Source organism: Mesorhizobium sp. Root157 (assembly GCF_001427385.1).
Lineage (GTDB): Bacteria > Pseudomonadota > Alphaproteobacteria > Rhizobiales > Rhizobiaceae > Mesorhizobium.
Map to the genome: position 1 here is coordinate 1 of NZ_LMGJ01000011.1, position 19,835 is coordinate 19,835.

Here is a 19,835-nt window from a genome sequence, read left to right on the forward strand (position 1 = left end):
GGCCAATCCCTTGACCAAACCCTGATCAGAAAACCATACTCAGAGGTGGCTCACTTCTCGGTGGAAAAACCGGCTCAGTTCCGCGTGGAAACCAACAAACCAATGGTTCCGCGCACGGCAAATGGAACTTAAGCCCTTGCCAAGCATTAGGTTCGAACTTGCAAGACGCGCGATGATCCTGCACCTTAAAGCATAGAATGCTGCGATCGCTGCAATAAGCCAAGGAGCTAGCGATGAGAGAAATCATTCTTGCGGGCGTGTTCGCACTCTCGGTTTCGACTTGTCTGGCCCAGACGAGCACGACACCACAGCCGGCGTCTCCCGAAGCTGCTTCGCCTGCCGTTCAAAAGCCCGTCGCGCAACAAGGCGGCCCGGCCGATCTGTGTCAGGAAATCCTTGTCTTCATGAAAACTCCTCCAGAAGCGGCGGTAGCGCCCGGGGCGGCGAAACCGGCGACGACCGGCGCTCAACAGGCAGCATCTTCGCAATCTGCATCTAACCCGCAGGGTTCGTCCGCTTTGGCTGGCACGACCGACAACAACAAGGCTGTTTTGGGTGACAGCGGGTCGAATTCTGCACAGGCGGTTACCGGACAGAAGGGTGTCGCAACCGATGCGCCGGAGCCGAGCAAAGACAACGCCAATTCCGGGTCTGTTGCCAATGCGCCTCAGAAAGAATCACGGTCGGCACCCACGCCCCCCGCCGATGTGACAAGCACGCCCAGGGAGTCCGTGCTGACGATGGAGGCGGCCCAGCAACTCGCCGACGTAGATGATATCGCGCAATGCCAAAAGATGGCCCGTAAAATGAGAGTGGCTGGCGTCTCCATGCCGCCGCCGCTCATTGCATTGGCGGCGTTGGATTTGCAGCATCAGCCGAAATCGGGCGTGTCGACCGAACCTTCTGGGAGTGCGGTGCCGGCAGGCGACGAGTAGGTGAAACGAAGACCACGGAGCGATGGCAGCCCGACCGGGCTGTCTTGACGGACAACCAAGAAAGAGGAGGTCGGATTTGGGCATGATCTTGTCGGGAATCGTCGTTACAGGGGCAATCGCTTTTGGCACTGGCTATTTTTTTCTGAATGTACAGCCCGAACAGCAGGCCTGGCAGGCCTACAGCACCGAAAGCACAAGGGTTAGCGACCCTGGTCACAACCTCGTCGGGCAGAACTGGACGGGCGACCTCGGGAACGTTCTTTCGGGCGATAGCGAGAAAACGCCCTCTTAAGAGCGCAGAAGGACACGCTAACAGTTCGATTGAGATCGGACCGAAAGTCGATCCCACTTTTCGGCCCGATACTTCAACTTTTCAGCGACACAGAGTTGGATTGCATGGATGCTCCGCCTGCGCGTTTTACGCATGGACGTGACCGACGACGTCGCTACCGCACCACTCAACGATGATGCGATGCTGGATCACAAATTTCGGCCCTGATCGATGGCCCCGCGCCGAAACGGATCGCAACGAAACGGGCCTCACCGGAAAGGTACGGCCCGTTTCCGGGTCTCTTTTCGTCATCGAAGATGAAACCGGCTATGACCGCAACTGCTCGATGCGATGTTTACTTGCGCCAGGTCGGTCGTCTATTCTGCCGGCTCGGCGGCTGTATGTGGCGGCGTCCGACCGCCGACCTTTTCTTGCTGCTCCTCGACCCAGGCGCTGTGGTGTTCCTTGGCCCAGTTCAGGTCCACCGTGCCGGAGCCCATTGCCTCATAGGCGCCTTCCATGCCGAGCGTGCCGATATAGATATGCGCTATGATAACCGCGACCATGAGGACGCCAATGATGGCATGAACATATTGCGCCGTCTGCATGCCGTTTATGTCGGTGAAGGCGAAGGGAAACAGCATGTAGATGCCTGAGACAGACAGGGAAATTCCGCCCAGCACGACTGACCAGAAGACGAGCTTCTGCCCTGTGTTGAAGCGGCCTGCCGGCGGATGCGTCCTGTTCGATTTGTCCAAAAGTCCACCGGCGGACTTTATCCAGTTCGCATCGTAGCGGTCCGGGAGGTTGTACCAAACCCACACTACCAGCATCACCAATACGCCGAGCATGAACGCCCAGGAGACGAAGTGATGCGCATATTTGCTCCAACTCGACCAGGTCGAGAATGCCTCCGGTCCGATCAACGGGAGCACCAGACGCCGGCCGAAAATGAGGTTCAAACCGGTGATCGCAAGGACGATAAAGGCCGTTGCGGTTGTCCAGTGCATGAGGCGTTCCAGCGCATTGAACCGGAGGATCTTTTGCCTCGATTCACCCGCTTGGGTCCGCACCCGGCCCCTGATGAAGAAGAAAAGCGCGATCGCAAGCAGCATACCGATAATGGCGACGGCACCGACCCACGGCAACGTGCTTCGCTGGAAGCTCTGATAGTCGCGGCCCTGGGGTTGTTGCAAGGTCGCGGCTTTCTGGTCCGGTATGGTGATGCGGCCCTGGATCTTGCCGAGTTCATCGAGAAGCTGCTGTTCGCTCACCGCCTGCGCGGCGGGGGCGTTGGCCGTTGTGTTCTGCGCCCACGCAGGAGCCACCAGCAGCCCAAGAGCCAGAATGAATGCTGCGACAACCGGCGAAATCAATCGATCAAGGCTCCAGATCCGCATTTGCTCCGTCCTCCCGAACTTGTTTCGCTGCGGGTCCAACCGGCACCCGCTGCCTGAACTGCTGGAGTATCGGGCCGACCGGAGAGCCGGCTTCCCGCTTGCCCCGATGCAAGATCAAATTGCTGGAGCGTCCTTTGCGTCCGAAAGGACGCAGGGCGCTCTAAACTCCGACCGTCTCCCGATAGGCTGTCCGCCAGCCCCATGCGCCCGAGCCATAGCCCCGCTGCGTCACTCGTTCCTTGTAGATCTCGGCAATGATCTCGCCATCACCGGCAAGCAGCGATTTCGTAGAACACATTTCCGCGCAGAGCGGCAGCTTGCCTTCGGCCAGCCGGTTGGCGCCGTATTTCTGGTATTCGATCTCGGGGGAATCCTGCTCCGGCCCAGCTGCGCAGAAGGTGCATTTGTCCATCTTGCCGCGCGAGCCGAAATTGCCGACGCGTGGATATTGCGGTGCGCCGAACGGGCAGGCGTAGAAACAGTAGCCGCAACCGATGCACAAATCCTTCGAGTGCAGCACCACCGCGTCCGCCGTCGTATAAAAGCAATCGACCGGGCACACCGCCGCGCAAGGCGCGTCGGTGCAGTGCATGCAGGCCATCGAGACGGAACGTTCGCCCGGCTTGCCGTCGTTGACGGTGACGACGCGGCGCCGGTTGATGCCCCACGGCACGTCGTTTTCGTTTTTGCAGGCGGTGACGCAGGCGTTGCACTCGATGCACCGATCCGCGTCGCACAGGAATTTCATCCGCGCCATTCTCGTTCCTCCCCTACACCGCCGCGATCTGGCAAAGCGTGACCTTCGGCTCCTGCATGCCCGTCGCCGGATCGTAGCCATAGGTGGTGATGCTGTTGGCACTCTCGCCGAGAACGTAAGGATCGGTCCCCTCGGGATAATTGGTCCGCAGGTCCTCGCCCTGGAACCAGCCGCCGAAGTGGAAGGGCATGAACGCGACCCCCTTGCCGACGCGCTCGGTGACAAGGGCTTTCACTTTTGCCTTGACGTTGTTTTCGGCCCCGCTTACCCAGACCCAACCTCCATCGTTGATCCCGCGCGAGGCGGCATCGTCAGGGTTGATCTCGACGAACATGTCCTGCTGCAACTCGGCGAGCCATCGGTTCGAGCGGGTTTCCTCGCCGCCGCCCTCGTATTCGACAAGCCGGCCCGTCGTCAGGATGATCGGGAACGATTTGGCAGTGCCGTTGTCGACAGCCGCCTTTTGCACACTGAAGCCCATATTCGGCAGGCGGAACTGCTTGGCGTCCGGATAGGTTGGATATTTTGCGACAAGGTCCACCTTGGGCGTGTAGATCGGCTCGCGATGAATCGGCACCGGGTCCGGCAGGTTCCAGGCCAGCGCCCTTGCCTTGCCGTTGCCGTAGGGATGACAGCCATGGCGGAGCGCCACGCGCTGGATGCCGCCGGACAGGTCGGTAGACCACGACACCTTGCCGATGTCGCCCATGTCGTCGCCGATCGGCTGGATGACGCTCAGTTCTTCCGCGGTCAGGTCCCGATCCCAGCCGAGCTTCTGGAGTACGGCCATGGTGAATTCCGGATAGCCGTCGGTGAGTTCGGACCCGTTCGTGTAGGAGCCTTCGGCGAGCAGCGTTTCGCCGTTTCGTTCGACGCCGAAGCGGGCGCGGAACGGGCTGCCGCCATCCATGACATGCAGGCCGGTACTGTAAAGGTTGGAGGTTCCGGGGTGGCGGATCTCCGGCTTACCCCAGCACGGCCAGGGCAGGCCGTAATAATCGCCGCCGACCTCCGGGTCGTCCTTCGGCGCGCGCAGTGTGAGGAGGTCGAATTTGTGCTGGTTGCGCATATGCGCCTTGAGCCGCTCTGGCGACTGGCCGCAATAGCCGGTCGACCAGCTGCCGCGGTTCATCTCGCGCAACACGTCCTCGGGCACCGGCCGGTCGCCTTCGACCTTGATGTTCTTGAACATCCAGTCGGCAAGCCCAAGCTTCTTCGACAGCAGGTAAAGGACCTGGTAGTCGTCCTTCTGCTCGAAGCTTGGCGCAACGATCTGCTCACCCCATTGGAGCGCGCGGTTGGAGGCAACCCGCGACCCCGAGGTTTCGAATTGCGTGCAGACTGGCAACAGATAGGTGTTGTCCTTGCGTCCCGCCTTTACCGCGAGCGAGGCCCAGGTCGTGGGGTGGGGATCGGCCACGACGAGCAACTCAAGCCCGGCGAGCCCCTCGATCGATTCTGGTATGCGCGTGATACTGTTGCTGGCGTGGCCCTGTACAAACATCGACCGCATGATGTCGGGCTGGTCGATGTCTTCCTTCGCCAGCGAAACCGAATCGAACCATCGGGTCAACGGGATGCCGGGTGTTTCCATCAGTTCTTTGGAAGAGAATTGGCCCACTAGGTCGTTATAGGGAATCTCCCAGACGCGTCCCCAATGCTTCCAAGCGCCTTCCGTCAGCCCGTAATAGAACGGCAGGGTGACGACATCGAGTCCGATATCCGTCGCGCCCTGAACGTTGTCGTGGCCGCGGAAGATATTGGCGCCGGTGCCCGGTTTGCCGACATTGCCGGTGGCGAGGCACAGGATGCAACTCGCCCGCGTATTGGCCGTTCCGACGGTGTGGTGCGTCTGGCCCATGCACCAGATAATCGTTGCCGGCTTTTGGGTAGCGAAGGTCTCGGCGATGCGCTTCAGCTGGTCGCCGGGCACACCGGTGATCGTTTCGACCTCGTCCGGGGTGTACTTCGCCACCTCCTTTCGGACCTCGTCCATCCCGTAGACGCGCTGGGCAATAAATTCCTTGTCCTCCCAGCCGTTTTCGAAGATGTGCCACAGCATCCCCCAGAGCAGGGCGATGTCGGTGCCGGACCTGAAGCGGGCGTATTCCGTGGCATGAGCTGCCGTGCGGGTGAAGCGCGGGTCCATGACGATGAGGTTGGCGTTGTTGAGTTCTTTGCCCTCGAGCAGGTGCTGCATGGCGACCGGATGCGCCTCGGCCGGATTCCCGCCCAGGACAAGCATCGTCTTGGAGTTTCTTATATCGTTGTATGAATTGGTCATCGCCCCGTAGCCCCAGGTGTTGGCTACGCCGGCAACCGTCGTCGAATGGCAGATGCGCGCCTGGTGGTCCTGGTTGTTCGTCCCCCACAGAGCGGCGAGTTTGCGGAACAGATAGGTGCCTTCGTTGGAGAATTTCGCCGATCCCATCCAGTAGGTAGATTCCGGTCCGGACTTCTTACGAATTTCTAGAAGCTTATCGCCGATGCCGTTGATCGCCTCGTCCCAGGTGGTGCGCTCCCATTGGCCGTCGACGAGCTTCATGGGGTATTTCAGGCGGCGGTCGCTGTGCACGAGTTCGCGCACGCTGGCGCCCTTGGCGCAATGCGAGCCGCGGTTGAAGGGGCTGTCCCAGGAGGGCTCCTGGCCGGTCCAGACGCCGTTCTGAATCTCGGCCGTTACGGTGCATCCCACCGAGCAATGGGTACAAATGCTCTTCTTGAGTTCGATCGGCACGCCCGGCTGCGGCGGGCTGATATCGGCGGCCTTGACCGTGCCGAGATGGAACGCACCCAGCGACGCCAGGCCGCCAGCAGTGAGGCCGGAGCGGCGCAGGAATGTACGTCGATCCATGGAGGCGGCCGCCAGGCCACCGGTGAGAGCCTGCAGTCGCGTGCGGCTTGCCTGTCCACTCTTGCGCTTCGTCAGCATGGCAACCTCACTTGTGCTCGGGATAGCGATTGACGCGATAGTAGGCCTTGATGTGATCCGTTTCCTGGTAGCGAGCCCGCATCTCCTCCTGGCCGGGACCATAGGCAAGCGCCTCGGTGGGGGTGAGCGCGACCGTCGCGACAGCGGCTGTCGATGCACCTCCGAATGCCCTAAGGAAGTTGCGCCGGCTCAATGCCGCCTGCTGCTTATCCTGCATCTTCCACCCTCCCAACTAGCGGGGCATTGCGCCTCGGCATGCGTCTATGCGCTTCGTCGCGCCTCCATGGCGAACGCTTCGCTTTCGATCTCGATGAAAAGCCGACCGACCGTGCCGACCGAGCGGTAGAATTTGGCGGCTTTCGCGCTTTCCAGATTACTGAAGATACGCGCGGCCCACGGCTCGACATGGCGCTCGAAGAAAGTCTGCTCGTCACCGCCTGAAATACTGAAGCGATTACTGGCAAAGCCGCTCATCATCTCGCATATGCTGCCGAGATGATCCTCAGGTTCGCAATGGCCATCGGCGCGCGCGATGCCGAAGCGGATCATGTCTGCGCGCAGGCGCGCAAGCGGCCGCTCGTTGAGGAAACCGGTGAGGTAATAGGACGCGTAGGGAAGAATCTCGCCGCGTCCCACGCCGATAAACAGCTCGAAATATTCGCGCTTGACCGCCGCCGGGGAGGTCGATGCCGCTGCCTGTGCAAGTGCATTGTGGGCGCGGCCAAGCGGCGTATCGCCGTTGTCTTGCAAACATGAAAGCCGAGAGAGTTGGCTGCTATCGGGCGGCGTGACCAACAGCGAGGCGAGAAGGGCATATTCGTCCGACCGGGCCTTGTCGATGTCGTCGAGAACAGTCGTGCTTACGCCGAAGGTCGAAGCATTCGCTTCATCCGACCGTTCCGGTGCCTGACCTAAAGGCAAGTCTGGGTTCATTGTCTGACCTTGACTGCGTTGCCTGCGATTGGGTCACCCATAGTAACCAGACAGCCAGTGAATGCAACAGTCCAGTCTTGCAGGCTATTGCATATGGCTGCATATGACGTCTCTTTGATTTCTTACCCTCCCTAAATCCTTTCGGCGAATGCCGGTCAGCGCGGCATCGCCCCGCCGTGGCGGGGCCGGGCGAAGGTCTCGGGAAGCTGGAATGAACTGCTCCCGTCCGGCAAAGGCGAGTGTGCCTCTCCTTCGACCGACAAGCTGACACCTGCTCCTGCGACGACAGGTAATGGCTCCGCTCCAGGCAGTTCGACCGCGGGCGAAGCCTCCGGTTTCTCCACGGTGGGTGCTGCGTCGCGGGGCTGGTCCTGCAACAGATCGACCGTCGGCGCGGCTTCGAGCGGTTGCGCAACGCTGTCGATGGCGTGCGCTGCTTTCGACAGGAAACTGACGACCGCTTTCTTGGCGTCGAGCGGGCCGAACCCCGCCATCGAGCCTGGCTGGTTGAAGTCCCAGGCATTTTCCGAGGGGCCTACATAGTCGCGGATTCCGGAGTCGAGCGACCATATCCTGCGCAAGGCAGCCTGCTTCAGCTCCATCGGAACGCCTTTCTTCAGGAAAGCCGTAACGTCGCTTTCGGCCGTCAGGTCTTCGACGCGCGGAAGAGGCTCCACCACCTCCGCGTCAAGCTCCTCTGCTTCCGTTTCGGACGGGCTGGGCTGGGAAACGGGCGCGCCGTCTGCTGCCGTGATCTCGTCGGGCTCATGTTCTGCTTCATGGGACGCGGGCGCTTCATCGAGTAGCTTGGCCAGTTTGCGGCGCGACCAGCGGGCAAGAATATTGTCGTTGCCGCCGGTCATTCCTCGTCGTCCCTGTGATCTGAACCAGGGCCTCGCCTGGCCATGGCTTCCGGGTCTGCCCGGTCGCGCTTACGCTTGACGAATGGTCGTTCGACATGGTGAGCGTCGACGAATGCGGCAAGGCGCTTTTGTATCTCGACCGGCATCGAAACGGCATCGACGATGTCCGTGTTGGTCGCCGTCAGCGCCTCGGCTTCGGATGAATCCGCGGTCACCAGACGCACCACGACGCCGGGAGCCGCATCTGTGTGCCGCAGCGCGATCCAAAGGCTGGGCCGTTGCGAACGCAGATTTTCCCTGTACATCGTCGTGTCCGTTCCGAAGAATTCGATCGCGAACGTTCCCGCATAATACCGTACAAGCTTAGCCGTCTGTTCCAGGACCGTCCATGGCGTCGCCGCAGGAGCTCCCACCAGCGCTGCAACAGGCATCCAGGCGTGATCGACCCACGGGTTGTCCAGAGTCCGCCGCTCCACGACGACACCAATTTCTACCGTTTCCCGTACCATCAAGCGCTCCTAGTTCGCCGGCGCTGTGGCCCGAAGCGGCAGGCCGACAATGAGATTTTGCGGCTTCATGCGGATCGTTCGGTCGGGCGTCATCGCCAGGATCAGCCAAATCGGCTGCGTACCCACTTCGGGGCTGACTTCGCCAATGTCGGAAAAACTGAGCCGAAACAGCGCTATGATCTGCTCCGCCGTCTCGGGGTCGAGGTCCTCGCCTCGCCACAGCGCATTGCCGATGCGCGTCGCCTCAGCATCCAGGCCGACGAACCACGCCCAATTGTCGTCCTCTATCCGCTGGACCGGTTCGATCGTCACCTCAACGGCGAGCAGATGCCGTATCCAGGCTTCCATAGCGGTGGCGATGCCGCGCCGCGCCGCGCTGTCGGCCGACCCGAGACGGAGCACCATGTCGAAGGCGTCGCTTCTGCCGAAATAGCTGTCGGCATTTTCCTCCTCAAGGATCTCGAGTTCGGTAACGGCCGGACCTCCGAGCATGTTCAAGAGCGGGGAGGCGCGGCGGTTCTGCTCATGGACCTCAATGGTTTCCGCATCGGCAAGCAGCAGCGCTCCTTCGTGGAAGCTTGCCCTTTGTGCGCGATAGAACAGTTCGGCCGCACGTAAGACGGCGGGGTCGTTTATGCCGTCGAGCGCATTGCGCAGCACCACCTGCGCAAGCTGGTTTATGAAAAGCGGAGGTGTATCGGCCGCCGAACCGCGCGCCAGTTGCAGATAGGCGGCCTCAAGCGAGGGCGCGGAGAGGAGCCGGTCACGAAAGGAGATCATGAACGCCCAGTTCTCCCGTGCATCCGGGTCGTCCAGCGCGTCAATCTCGCCCTGCCTGACCGGGCGTCGCGGATGGTGCATCAGAAGCTCATGGTGCAATAGCAATTCCGCCTCACACGCCTCTTCCGGCGGAAGCAATTCTGGCCGCGCCAGATAAGCCTTGAGGAAGGCATCGGTCAAAACAAGCCGGCCTGCCACATCCCGATCAAGGAGATGGTGGCCCGAAGAAATCCAGAAATCCTTCACTTAGTGCTTTCCCGTCAACGCCCGGATATCGAGTTCTTCCATGGGACCGTCTTCCTCGTCGATCTCGATGACGCGGAATGCCGTCGCCATGTCGAGCCGGCTCACCTTCTGATGAAGGGTGCGAAACGACTCCCGGATGCCAGTCTGCTCGCTGGCGCGGTGGAGGGCAAGCAGGGTGTTAGGTGGGTGATCGCAAAGCGATTGCGCAAAAGCGATTTCTTCTTCAGCGGCCGGGCGTGCTGTATCGAGATCGGGTGCCCCGCACTGCGCGACAAGCTGTTCGGCCAGCCGCTCGACTGCCGCCGCGCGTTCCTGCGCGCTTGCCTCGGTCACGACCGCAAGGGTGGACCAGCCGAAGCTGTCGATACCGAGGATGCCGGCTCGAAAAGCCTGTCGTCCCTTGCCGGTGAGGGTGTCGGGGTCGGTGTTGAAGAAAAGGAATGTGCCCGCTACCGCCCATTCGCCGGGCTCGGCGGCGCGCGAATAGACGAACGTATCGGAAGGGTCGAGGCGAATGGTCCGTGGCAGTTTCAAAGCCATGGCATTTCCGTCGCGGGATCGAGCCAGGAGCACGACGCAAGCGCCTCCGCCAGATTTTGCCTTGTGGCGGGTACCTGACCGGGTGTCGCCTGAACCAGCCGATCCCCGTTGTCGGCGATCCGCGCATCACGCCCCCCCGGCGACACGCGGTCCAGCCAGCGCCTGGCGAGCGGCGCAAAGCCGGTCTCCTTCCATTCGTCGAACCCAACCATCAGGTGGCGCGAAAAGTTGGCGACTATCCCGCCGGCGTCGATGGCTTCGAAGCCCAGTTCGTCGAGCGCCCCGAACAGCGGCCGCAGACCAGCCTCGTCGACGCGGACGGCCGAAGTTCGGATCATGGCCGAGAAGACGACCCAGGCGGGTATCTCGCCCTCGCCCGTTCCCTCAGGCCAGGCCAGCCGTCCACCGCCAACCAGAACCCCGTCGACGCGGATAGCGTCCGGCCAGTCGAAGGAGACAGGGCGCGACGGCGGCGCATGCGTGGCGAGCGCATCGGCTAGCGCGTTCATGCCGGCATAGATGGCCAGGCGCGCCTGCGCGAGCGGAATTTCGGGCTCCAGAACGACCGCGAATTCGACCATGTCCTGGCGGCGCACCCATACCAGCGTTCCGGCCCCTCGTTCTTCGGCAATTGCGCAAGCATGCGCGAAAGCATCGCCGGATTCGCGCAACATGATGAGGCTGTAGGGCGGCGGCAGGTCGATAGGGTCGTCTGTCACCGAAACGTGCTGAAACATGATGCCGGTCCATTTCTGATGACGGCGGGCCTTTTGTCCTTATAATGCGTCCCGGGTGGAGACGCTACCGCAGTTGGCGTCGCAGCGATGCGGGGAGGAAAGCCATGAACCCGGACAAACCACGCACGGTCTTCGTTTGCTCCTGTGAACGCAGCATGCCGGACTTCGGCGACAGCGTGGCCGGTGGATGCGCGAGAGCCCAGGTCCAATCCGGCAATCAGTTCTGCGGCGCCGAACTCGAACGCGTCAAAAGCGCGTTGAGCGCGGGCGAAGCCGTTACGATTGCCTGCACGCAGCAAGCGCCGCTTTTCCTTGAGGTTGCACAGGCTGTCGGTTTTGCGGGCGAGCTTGCTTTTGCCAATATCCGCGAGACGGCAGGCTGGTCGAAACAAGGCGAATTCGCCGGACCGAAGGCAGCGGCACTCGTGGCGATGGCGGCTGAACCGGTTAATTCGCCAGCAAACGTTACGCTAGCCAGCAACGGCGTGGTGCTCGTGTATGGCCGGGACGACGCGGCGATCGAAACTGGACGGCAACTTGCCGACACGATGGATGTCACGGTACTGCTGAGCCGGCCGGACGATGTCGTACCCAATCGCGTGTGGGATTTCCCCGTCGTTCAGGGCACGATCCGCAATGCGCGCGGTCATCTGGGCGCCTTCGAACTGACGGTCGACAACTTCGCGATTCCATCGCCGTCGTCGCGCGAGCGCCTCCGCTTCGGCGTACCGCGCGATGGCGCGCTATCGGAAGCGGAAGTAATTCTCGACCTTTCTGGCAACGCTCCCCTGTTTCCGGCCCACGAACTGCGCGCCGGTTATCTCAGGGCCGATCCTGCTGACCGCGCCGGCCTCGCTTCCGCGATCGCCAAGGCCACCGGTTTCGTCGGGGAATTCGACAAGCCCCGTTACATCGATTTTTCCGCCGATCTGTGTGCTCATTCGCGCTCGCATATCACCGGCTGTACGCGTTGCCTCGACCTATGCCCGACGGGTGCAATCACGTCCGCCGGCGACCATGTCGCGATCGATGCGGACATCTGCGCCGGCTGCGGCAGTTGCGCGGCCGTGTGTCCGACCGGCGCCGCCGCCTACGCATTCCCGGATGCGCAAGCCCAACTCCGGCGGCTGCGCACGCTGCTGCTCACCTTTCGACAAGCAGGTGGCAGCAATCCGATCGTGCTGTTTCATGATGGCGATCATGGCGAACCACTCATCGATGCGCTGGCGCGCTTCGGCCCAGGGCTGCCCGCCAATGTGCTGCCGGTCGCCGTGAAAGAAATAACGCAATTAGGGGTCGAAGCGTGGACGGCGCCCGTCGCCTGGGGGGCGGTGGCGGTTAGGGCGCTTGCTTCGTCCAAGGCCAAACACGACCTGACTGGCCTCGCCAGAAACGTCACTATCGCCAATCTTCTTGGAAAAGCACTGGGTTACGGAGAAGATGTCTGCGGCGTGATCGAAGCGAACGATCCCGATATTCTGGAAGCGGCGCTGGGCCAGATGACACCGGATGCGCCCCAGCGAAAGCCCGCGACCTTCCTGCCGCTCGGTGACAAACGCAGTCTGCTGAAAAACTCGGTGATCGAACTGTACGAGGCCGCACCAACACCTGTAGCGCGCACACAATTACCGGTGGACGCGCCGTTTGGCGGGCTCGACGTCAATGTCGCAGCCTGCACGCTGTGCCTTTCATGCGTGTCGGCCTGTCCAACGGGCGCGCTTTCCGACAGCGAGGAAAAGCCGGCCCTGTATTTTACCGAGAGCGCCTGCGTCCAGTGCGGGCTCTGCGCCTCGACTTGTCCGGAAAGGGCCATCACGCTCGAGCCACAACTGGACTTCCACGCCTGGAAAGCGCCGCCCCGGGTGATCAAGCAGGAGGAGCCCTTCCATTGCATCCGCTGCGACACGCCGTTCGGGACGAAAAGCACCGTCGAGCGCATCGTGGCCAAGCTGGAAGACAAGCACTGGATGTTTTCCGGCGAGAATGCAAAGCGGCTCGACGTCGTGCGCATGTGCGATAACTGTCGTGTCGAAGCGGTCATGAACGAAGGTTTCGACCCTTACGAAGCGTCAGGCCGCCCTGCTCCGCGAACGACGGAGGATTATTTGAGGGCGCGCGACGCGTTGGCAAACAAGCGGGTTTCGCAAACAGGCTACTTATCGGCAGATTCAGATGTTGCCGAAGCGTTGTCCGACGTCAGCACCAATGAGACAAATCCGGGCTAATTGCCGAGCACAAGACCTGAGGCCGCGTGGGGGCCGATCTCCATCTTTTGGTAACTGGCGCGCGCGTAATCACCCTCTCGGGCGCAGGGAGTTCGCATCATTAATCGTCGTTGCCTCAGCCGGTATCGTCCAAGCGACTGCCTTATACAACATGGGGAACTTACGCCGGAACTGATTTGCCTGTCGGCTCCTTCGCCGCGGCGGGCACAAACGTCCCGACCGGCATGTTCAAAATGGGGAAGGAGGCTGCCCGATGTCACTCGTCCTCGTCGATCGGCGTCAATCCTATTGCATTCGGCGTCCTGCCCGCCTGCAAAAAGGTGAGGGCACGCGGCCCAACATCGTGGTACTTCCCACGAACCAGAACTCTGTATTTGGGTTCAGCTCCAGTTTTGAACCGCTTCGCACTGATCAAGAGTTGCAGTTTGGTCTGCGCGACCGCGGCGCGCTTGGCCTTCTGTCTGGCAACATAGTTGGGGCATGACAGATACCCTCCCACACGCAGCACAAACCGCAGCATAGGCCCAATTCGGGGGAGGGGTCTATGTTGATCCCCGGCCTCGACGTCGCTGAAATGACCGATTTTGCATGATACCAGCCGGGCTCGCCGCTGTCATCGACCGAGACAGGCCTGATCAAGCAGCCGGCGACAATGCTGAGGAAAAGGTCGCCTCGCTCGCGCATAGCTTGTCGCGACTTTCAAGGCTGGGCGACCGATTTGGATGCGATCGAGCAATTCATGCGAAACAGCCGTGGGTTTCAATGACTTTGGCAGCCCGTTTACCTCACAAGACTCCGCGGGATCGACGATTTCATTGGGGATCGGCCTGAGCGTGCGCTACGAGGTTTTCGCTTAACCTATCGGCAGCGCTGCTTTCGTGCGGCACCCAACCCCATTTGCTCGGCCTGAAGCTTCGCAATGTTGGCAGTTTGCCGGTCCTTGATTACGGAAACAAGTTTGGGCCCGGCCGGAACCCAAAAGGGAAAACTGAGCTTACCGACCTTGCCGCGATTGATTGCGGCGGCGCTTATCTCTTTGGAATTGCGCCCAACGGCGTTATCGAGGTCGTGGCAAGACGCTGTTTCGAAATTCGTTGCATTGATCCTGCCGGATGAACACCCAGCCAATACGGCTACCGTGGCGACGATTGCATTCTGAAGCGTCCTCATCGTTGAAAGAACAAGCCATCAGCAGATTGGTTCCGGTGATGCTTACCCGCAGTCCCCTATTCCCGACTTGATCGGGTCAATCGTTCTCGCTGCGGCCTTTTTTTCCTTGAAGGAAATCGCAAATGGTGGCCATCAACAAAGGCCGCAAATTGTTTGTCCGCGCGAAGACGCGGCCATTCGTCGGACCGCCGAACTGGGGCGGAATATTGCTGGCTCCATGTGCAACGATAGAATATCCGGTTCCCACAGGTGCACAGAATGGCATTGCGGCGGCGCTTGGTCTTGATAGATTCTTGTCAGATCGCGCGCCGGTACCTGGCGCAGGCGAACTCGGCAAGAGCCGTTTCACTCATTGGCCGGCTTAATGCGAAACCTTGCAATAGGTCGCAGCCCAAATCTCGCAGTGTCTCGGCATGCTTCATGGTCTCGACGCCTTCGGCGACAACTTCGATGCCGAGAGACTTGCCGATCTCGATGATCGACGCGACCACTTGCCGTTGCTTGGATGATTCCACAATCGGTATCACAAGTTGGCGAGCGATCTTGAGGCGACGTGGCTGAAGGCGAAGCAGGCTGACGATCGAGGCATAGCCTGTGCCAAAGTCATCAATTTCGATGTCGATGCCGAGTTTCTTGATTTGCTCGACATTCCTCACGACAGCTTCGTCGTTCTCATCAAGGAAGATCGACTCGACGAGTTCGAATGAAACCAAACCAGAGGGAATGGCGAGCTGGCTCAGGTTCTTGATCAGCTCTTCATCCCGCAAGCGCCTTGCCGACACATTTACAGATGTTCGTGGTATCGGCAGACCTGCCAGTCTCCACTTCTCGAAATTGTGCAGCGTTTGTTCCAGGATCACTTGGTCGATGTCCGCAACAACGTTTAGCTCTTCCGCTATGTTCAGGAATGCGTCCGGCGTTAACAGTCCCTCGCGCGGATGGTTCCAGCGGGCCAGAGCCTCAACACCGGCTATTTCCAAAGTCCTTGCGTCAAACTGTAATTGATAGTGAGCGCAGAATTCATTGCGTTCCAGACCGCTAAGGATTTCGTCAGCTACGCGTTTGGTTCTTACGATCTCGGCTTGAAGTGTTTCGCTGAAGAACTCATGGCGGTTGCGCCCCATGCTTTTTGCTCGGTAAAGCGCGATATCTGCGTTCACCAGCAAGCGCCGCGGATCAGCCATATCCGCGGCCTCCAATGCAATGCCGATGCTGACGCCAAAGCGGCACTGATGGCCGTGGTAGTTAACTGGCTGGCGCATTTGCGAAATAATCTCGTCCGCCAGCATTCCAAGCTGGTTTGGATCAAGACCTGAACGACATAAGACGACGAATTCGTCGCCTCCGATACGAGCGACGAAATCAGCCGGCCTGACGGCCGATTTCAGGATCGCAGCCGCATGGATCAACATAGCGTCGCCGGCTGCGTGCCCTAGTGTGTCATTAATCTGCTTGAAGCGATCGAGGTCTATGTGAAGGATGGCGGTCTGCTCGGATTCGAAGGAACCGGTACGCTTGAGCTCGCTATCCAGGTAACGTCGATTTGGCAGGCCGGTGAGAGAATCATGAAGGGCGTCGTGCTCAATACGTGACTGGGCTTCGACCAGTTCCGCATTCCGGATTTCCGCCAGGTTTTTGGCGCTTTCGAGTTCGCGGGTCAGTAGTATGTCGGCCGTGACGTCCCAGTCCGCACCGACCAACTTAGGTGTTTCGTCGCCGTCCTGATAACGAATTGCCCGCGCGCGAACATGCCGAATTTGTCCGTCTGGCAACAGCAGCCGGTACTCCGACGAGTAAGAACCGGAAGCTGCTCCGCGTTCAAAGTCGATTTTCGCCCGCTCCAGGTCAGCGGGATGTATCGTACCGGCCCAATCCTCAAAACTCCTGGGTTTTCCATTCGCGGGTTTGCCGTAAATCTCATTGAGACGATCATCCCACCACAGGACGTTTGTCTCCAGATCATGTTCCCATGCGCCCAGTTGCGATGCATCCAATGCCAGCTCCAGCCGTCGCGAAAGCCTTCGCAGCCGTTGCTCACTGTTGTGCAACTCGCGATAATGCTCTTGCCTTTCCCTGAACAAACCGCTGGCAACCATGATTGGCCCGACAACCAGCAGGCCTCCGGCCAGCATGATCGCCCGTAGCAGCCAGGTGTTGGCTCGTGCCGTGTCCCAGCCGCCTACGGGAACGGCTGCAAGTTGCCATGAACCCGTGGGGAGCAGTATCTGCGCGGTGACCGGATTGTCTTCAACAATACGGGCATCGCCGTAGAAACGGGTGCCGCGACCGCCCAGCGCGTCTTTCCCGGTCAAGGCGATTTCGATCGGCAAATTGTCGTCAAGGAGACCAGAATTTCGATACAGCTTGTGCATATCAATGACGGCAGAGACCACGCCCCAAAAAATCTCGTCGGAGCGGCCGCGATTCAGGAACACGGGGAACCGTCCGACAAATCCCTGACCTCCTTGGCGCAGATCGACCGGGCCAGCGAGTACCATTTCGTGTGAATCCCGCGCACGCAACGCGGCTTCCCGCTGCTTTTCGTCTTTGCGGTAATCCAGCCCTACTGCTTTCTCGTTCCCGTCGAGAGGGTACATCAGTGAGATAACGAGGCCGGGCGCTCCGGCAATGTTCCTGAGTTGGCTCTGTTCGCGAAACACGTTTTCTGCAAGTTGTGCAAAGCGATCCTGTTGCATGTGGGGTTCGGTCACGATTGTCGCAACAAGACCGCGGACCAGCTGGATGTCGGCGTTAATATTCCCCTCGAGCTTGGCGCGAATGAGATTGACATGACTTGCCACCTCCGTCCTCAGCGACTGCTCGGATAAGACCCTATTCTGGTGATCGGCGAAAAGCGCAGCCAAGGCCAGCACCACCGTCGCGATTGCCGCGGGGATGTTTGACCATGCCGCAACGGCGGGCCAAAGACGACGGAAGCTGACGATAGAAAGATGCATAGTACCGCTGATCTTAAACACACTCTAGCGTGATGTGGCCACTCTATTGAGATCTTACTTAAATTAGCCTTGCAGGGTTCCCCAAACGCCGCAGGGCCACCCACAGCTGGAAACCGTGTTTGACGGCCTCAAGTAGAAATTCCCGGCGTGCAAGCATAAATTACTGGCATACTATTGATCTTCTTCCTCAATCAGCGGCTTCACGCCAGTCTTTGGAGTTCCTGTTATTCTAATGGCTCAAGACAGCCGTGGCCGGCCTACGTACTATGGTCGTCCTGACATCGCGGATGTTCATGTCATCGGGGCCGATTCATCGCCTTCCGTGGCCGGAAACACGATCAACTGCAGGTACGCCACATCGCGCCAAGGGGCGAGATAGGCGAGATCGACACTCGCTGTTTCGAAAAGCCATATGACCTTTGCCCGCCGACAAGTCATCGACCGGGCCGCTCGTCAATCTTGCGGACGCGATGGCGAAACGGAAGATGGCCGCGCGGTCGTGCGTTGTGCTGTATCGGGACAGCCATGACGTCCTTATCCAGCCGTTCAAGGAAGGCATGTTGATCTCAACCGTCGGGCAGACCTGGTTCAGCCATACGAGCGCTGCTCACACGGGTTGTCGGCCAGCACCCGCATCCTATGTCGTTGGAGCGGTACGCAAGAGCCGCACGGTCGGCGCGCGGTCCCTCCGACCCCAAGTCCATAGCGCGTCGACCATTTTCAGCCATCAGGGGAGGGTCAGGGGCGGAACAAAAGCCCGAGAGATCGCATTGTATTCCGCAAAGGAGGACAACATGGTCAGAGGCTTCATACTTTGGTTGCTTGGCGTCCCGCTAATCGGGATTTTTATTCTCTACTTCCTAGGCTATCTCTAAGGCGGGGGCGGTACCGGCCGGCGCGGGCAATTCACAACTATTGCACCCCGCGTCGGTCGGCATAAGCGGGCGAGGGCTTCTCAGCCGCCAGAAACAGAGTATCAATCTGCGTCTCAGAAAGCCCTAACTCTAAGCTAGGCGCTTGGTCGCGCTAAAAGCCCGCGAGCGGCCATTCCTGCGCCGCGATATGGCCGGGAACCGCGGGGCCGTTAGTTCGCCATGGTGCCCACAGCCCGCCTGTATGCAATCCAGCCGTTTCTGCCAGCCGATATCAGTTCAAACTCCGCGCCTTGGTTGAGAAGATAGGCTTCGACCTCTCGCCAAGTCTTTACGTTGGGGAACCGTGTGTCGCACCTTGCCTGATCGATAAACGCGCCGCGGGGCGATTTCGTCGCTTGTCGGTTGGCCAAGTATTCCTTGAAAGTCATCATGGACCGTTCGGAAATTTCGGAAGGTCCGAGCCTAACGATTGGACGTTCAACACGACGAGTCCACCATTCTAATAACCGACAGCCAGTCAAAGGTCGCAGCGCCGGCATGGTTGTTTCCCCTTACCGTCGGCATATAGTTAGTATCGCAAGAGTGCCCAATTCGCCGCCTTCGCGCGGCTTTTTTGTTGCCTCCTCCATTCATCTGGTTGTCATCTCGCTAGCCTACGCATAAAATAGGGGCGGTCGTCAGAGAAGCTCGAACACTTCACCCTTTGCCGACCTTACTCTTTTACATCATCCCACGTGGCCGCCTCCGGGCGGCATTCTTGTCTATGCCGACATAAGCCGATGCCAAGTGAACGAAGCCTCACCCAGATATTCTGTCTCCCTCTTGCAGGCGCCGGTGCTCCTATATCTCCCGCGTGACCGCAGCGGCAGTTTTGCCACCAATGGGGGGATTGTCTTTAGCTTGGCCATTATGGTGCTGCTTCCTGCCGCCTGTGCCTTTTTTACCCTTATGGAACCAATGAACTTGTTGCGGCTTTTTTCCACGCGCTCGTGGCATGGAATTTCGACTCCGTAAGATGCAGGTAGAGCCCTGCCGAGCGCTCAGCGAATGAAAGGAACAATGTATATGCGGAAATTGATAATTGCATTCGCGGCCGTCGTAGCGTTGAGCGGGTGCACTACGACAGAGAGAGACGTGAGCGTTGGCACTGCTGCGGGCGCCGTCATTGGCGGGGTCGCCGGGGGTGAAAAAGGAGCACTCGTCGGTGCCGGCGCCGGCGCTGTAGGCGGCCTATTAGTTCGCAATCTACGCAACGGCTACTGCGAATATCGCGACAGCCAGGGCCGAATTTACACGGCTCGTTGCTGATAAGAACAACTGCGGAGATCGGAGCCCAGTGACGCGGCGCTCCGATTCGCGGCGCTCGACATGCTCCAGTCTCTACTGCGATTTTGGCTACGTATGGGCGCAACAATTTCGAATTGAACTCATCGATTACGATACCGCCTGCTTCTCGTGTTCAGCGGCGACGGGCAGCTTTTTGAACTCGCACCAACACCAGATGATCCCCTCAGGCTGATGCGAGATGATCACTTCGCCGACGAGATCGCCCACTTGTTGGTAGGCACTGCGGTCGCCAATCGCTTCCACTTGGAACACATGAGCCAGTTGCGCGCCAATCCAAATCAGGCAAAGAGAGTCCAATAAAATCAGTATATTGTATAGGTCTTAAACCTCGGGTCAGGACCTGTTAATTTGACCGCAT

Annotated in this window: 17 protein-coding genes; 4 read left to right on the top strand and 13 right to left on the bottom strand. The window is 59.8% G+C overall.

Annotation, left to right across the window (positions count from 1 at the left end; genetic code table 11):
* Positions 1 to 233 precede the first annotated feature (233 nt).
* Together ASD64_RS07860 and ASD64_RS07865 are read left to right on the top strand one after the other, a co-directional pair.
* Entirely contained in the window at positions 234 to 935 is a 702-nt protein-coding gene (locus ASD64_RS07860) for a hypothetical protein (protein WP_056103331.1), read from the top strand.
* A gap of 82 nt (positions 936 to 1,017) precedes the next feature.
* A complete protein-coding gene (locus ASD64_RS07865; protein ID WP_244480738.1) occupies positions 1,018 to 1,227 on the top strand; it encodes a hypothetical protein in 210 nt (69 codons plus the stop codon).
* Between the two features lie 356 nt (positions 1,228 to 1,583).
* Here ASD64_RS07865 and ASD64_RS07870 read toward each other — a convergent pair whose 3' ends face one another.
* From ASD64_RS07870 to ASD64_RS07915, 10 genes are all read right to left on the bottom strand, one after another.
* The gene (locus ASD64_RS07870) at positions 1,584 to 2,606 is read right to left on the bottom strand and encodes a formate dehydrogenase subunit gamma (RefSeq protein ID WP_056103336.1); all 1,023 of its coding nucleotides are present in this window, start codon (positions 2,604 to 2,606) and stop codon (positions 1,584 to 1,586) included.
* A gap of 160 nt (positions 2,607 to 2,766) precedes the next feature.
* Positions 2,767 to 3,363: a formate dehydrogenase FDH3 subunit beta gene (gene fdh3B / locus ASD64_RS07875; protein WP_056103341.1), complete on the bottom strand. Its 597-nt coding sequence runs from the start codon at positions 3,361 to 3,363 to the stop codon at positions 2,767 to 2,769.
* Between the two features lie 13 nt (positions 3,364 to 3,376).
* Complete coding sequence (locus ASD64_RS07880; protein ID WP_056103344.1) at positions 3,377 to 6,295, bottom strand: formate dehydrogenase subunit alpha; 2,919 nt, start codon at positions 6,293 to 6,295, stop codon at positions 3,377 to 3,379.
* A 7-nt stretch (positions 6,296 to 6,302) separates the two neighbouring features.
* Positions 6,303 to 6,512, bottom strand: coding sequence for a twin-arginine translocation signal domain-containing protein (locus tag ASD64_RS07885; protein ID WP_056103347.1), 210 nt, complete (start codon positions 6,510 to 6,512; stop codon positions 6,303 to 6,305).
* Between the two features lie 44 nt (positions 6,513 to 6,556).
* The gene (locus tag ASD64_RS07890; RefSeq protein WP_056103349.1) at positions 6,557 to 7,228 is read right to left on the bottom strand and encodes a molecular chaperone; all 672 of its coding nucleotides are present in this window, start codon (positions 7,226 to 7,228) and stop codon (positions 6,557 to 6,559) included.
* A 155-nt stretch (positions 7,229 to 7,383) separates the two neighbouring features.
* Positions 7,384 to 8,091, bottom strand: coding sequence for a DUF3306 domain-containing protein (locus ASD64_RS07895; protein ID WP_056103352.1), 708 nt, complete (start codon positions 8,089 to 8,091; stop codon positions 7,384 to 7,386).
* Entirely contained in the window at positions 8,088 to 8,600 is a 513-nt protein-coding gene (locus tag ASD64_RS07900; RefSeq protein WP_056103354.1) for a DUF3305 domain-containing protein, read from the bottom strand. Before ASD64_RS07900 ends, ASD64_RS07895 begins: the two co-directional genes overlap by 4 nt.
* Positions 8,601 to 8,609: 9 nt before the next feature.
* Positions 8,610 to 9,626, bottom strand: a complete 1,017-nt coding sequence (locus tag ASD64_RS07905; RefSeq protein WP_056103357.1) for a DUF6352 family protein — start codon at positions 9,624 to 9,626, stop codon at positions 8,610 to 8,612.
* A complete protein-coding gene (locus ASD64_RS07910; RefSeq protein WP_056103360.1) occupies positions 9,627 to 10,166 on the bottom strand; it encodes a DUF6505 family protein in 540 nt (179 codons plus the stop codon).
* Positions 10,157 to 10,903, bottom strand: a complete 747-nt coding sequence (locus ASD64_RS07915; RefSeq protein ID WP_056103363.1) for a biotin/lipoate--protein ligase family protein — start codon at positions 10,901 to 10,903, stop codon at positions 10,157 to 10,159. The genes ASD64_RS07910 and ASD64_RS07915 overlap by 10 nt, the downstream gene beginning before the upstream one ends.
* Positions 10,904 to 11,007: 104 nt before the next feature.
* On the opposite strand from ASD64_RS07915, the gene ASD64_RS07920 reads away from it, so the two are divergent.
* Positions 11,008 to 13,128 (top strand): 4Fe-4S binding protein, encoded by a 2,121-nt coding sequence (locus tag ASD64_RS07920; RefSeq protein WP_082549908.1) that lies wholly within the window; start codon positions 11,008 to 11,010, stop codon positions 13,126 to 13,128.
* Positions 13,129 to 13,384: 256 nt separating this feature from the next.
* Here ASD64_RS07920 and ASD64_RS21480 read toward each other — a convergent pair whose 3' ends face one another.
* A complete protein-coding gene (locus tag ASD64_RS21480) occupies positions 13,385 to 13,648 on the bottom strand; it encodes a hypothetical protein (protein ID WP_056103365.1) in 264 nt (87 codons plus the stop codon).
* A 946-nt stretch (positions 13,649 to 14,594) separates the two neighbouring features.
* The gene (locus ASD64_RS07935) at positions 14,595 to 17,255 is read right to left on the bottom strand and encodes an EAL domain-containing protein (protein ID WP_156460066.1); all 2,661 of its coding nucleotides are present in this window, start codon (positions 17,253 to 17,255) and stop codon (positions 14,595 to 14,597) included.
* Positions 17,256 to 19,195: 1,940 nt separating this feature from the next.
* Here ASD64_RS07935 and ASD64_RS20560 point away from each other — a divergent pair.
* On the top strand, positions 19,196 to 19,438 hold the full coding sequence (locus tag ASD64_RS20560; protein ID WP_082549910.1) for a YMGG-like glycine zipper-containing protein: 243 nt from the start codon (positions 19,196 to 19,198) through the stop codon (positions 19,436 to 19,438).
* 126 nt (positions 19,439 to 19,564) lie between these two features.
* Here ASD64_RS20560 and ASD64_RS07950 read toward each other — a convergent pair whose 3' ends face one another.
* On the bottom strand, positions 19,565 to 19,720 hold the full coding sequence (locus ASD64_RS07950; protein WP_156460067.1) for a hypothetical protein: 156 nt from the start codon (positions 19,718 to 19,720) through the stop codon (positions 19,565 to 19,567).
* Positions 19,721 to 19,835: the final 115 nt, after the last annotated feature.

Excerpts from the sequence above, each read along its gene's own strand:
- ASD64_RS07880 (WP_056103344.1), bottom strand. The coding sequence starts at position 6,295 with ATGCTGACGAAGCGCAAGAGTGGACAGGCAAGCCGCACGCGACTGCAG.
- ASD64_RS07895 (WP_056103352.1), bottom strand. The coding sequence starts at position 8,091 with ATGACCGGCGGCAACGACAATATTCTTGCCCGCTGGTCGCGCCGCAAA.
- ASD64_RS07885 (WP_056103347.1), bottom strand. The coding sequence starts at position 6,512 with ATGCAGGATAAGCAGCAGGCGGCATTGAGCCGGCGCAACTTCCTTAGG.
- ASD64_RS07915 (WP_056103363.1), bottom strand. The coding sequence starts at position 10,903 with ATGTTTCAGCACGTTTCGGTGACAGACGACCCTATCGACCTGCCGCCG.
- ASD64_RS21480 (WP_056103365.1), bottom strand. The coding sequence starts at position 13,648 with ATGCTGCGGTTTGTGCTGCGTGTGGGAGGGTATCTGTCATGCCCCAAC.
- ASD64_RS07920 (WP_082549908.1), top strand. The coding sequence starts at position 11,008 with ATGAACCCGGACAAACCACGCACGGTCTTCGTTTGCTCCTGTGAACGC.
- ASD64_RS07900 (WP_056103354.1), bottom strand. The coding sequence starts at position 8,600 with ATGGTACGGGAAACGGTAGAAATTGGTGTCGTCGTGGAGCGGCGGACT.
- fdh3B (WP_056103341.1), bottom strand. The coding sequence starts at position 3,363 with ATGGCGCGGATGAAATTCCTGTGCGACGCGGATCGGTGCATCGAGTGC.
- ASD64_RS07865 (WP_244480738.1), top strand. The coding sequence starts at position 1,018 with ATGATCTTGTCGGGAATCGTCGTTACAGGGGCAATCGCTTTTGGCACT.
- ASD64_RS07910 (WP_056103360.1), bottom strand. The coding sequence starts at position 10,166 with ATGGCTTTGAAACTGCCACGGACCATTCGCCTCGACCCTTCCGATACG.
- ASD64_RS07870 (WP_056103336.1), bottom strand. The coding sequence starts at position 2,606 with ATGCGGATCTGGAGCCTTGATCGATTGATTTCGCCGGTTGTCGCAGCA.
- ASD64_RS07935 (WP_156460066.1), bottom strand. The coding sequence starts at position 17,255 with ATGCATCTTTCTATCGTCAGCTTCCGTCGTCTTTGGCCCGCCGTTGCG.
- ASD64_RS07890 (WP_056103349.1), bottom strand. The coding sequence starts at position 7,228 with ATGAACCCAGACTTGCCTTTAGGTCAGGCACCGGAACGGTCGGATGAA.
- ASD64_RS20560 (WP_082549910.1), top strand. The coding sequence starts at position 19,196 with ATGCGGAAATTGATAATTGCATTCGCGGCCGTCGTAGCGTTGAGCGGG.
- ASD64_RS07860 (WP_056103331.1), top strand. The coding sequence starts at position 234 with ATGAGAGAAATCATTCTTGCGGGCGTGTTCGCACTCTCGGTTTCGACT.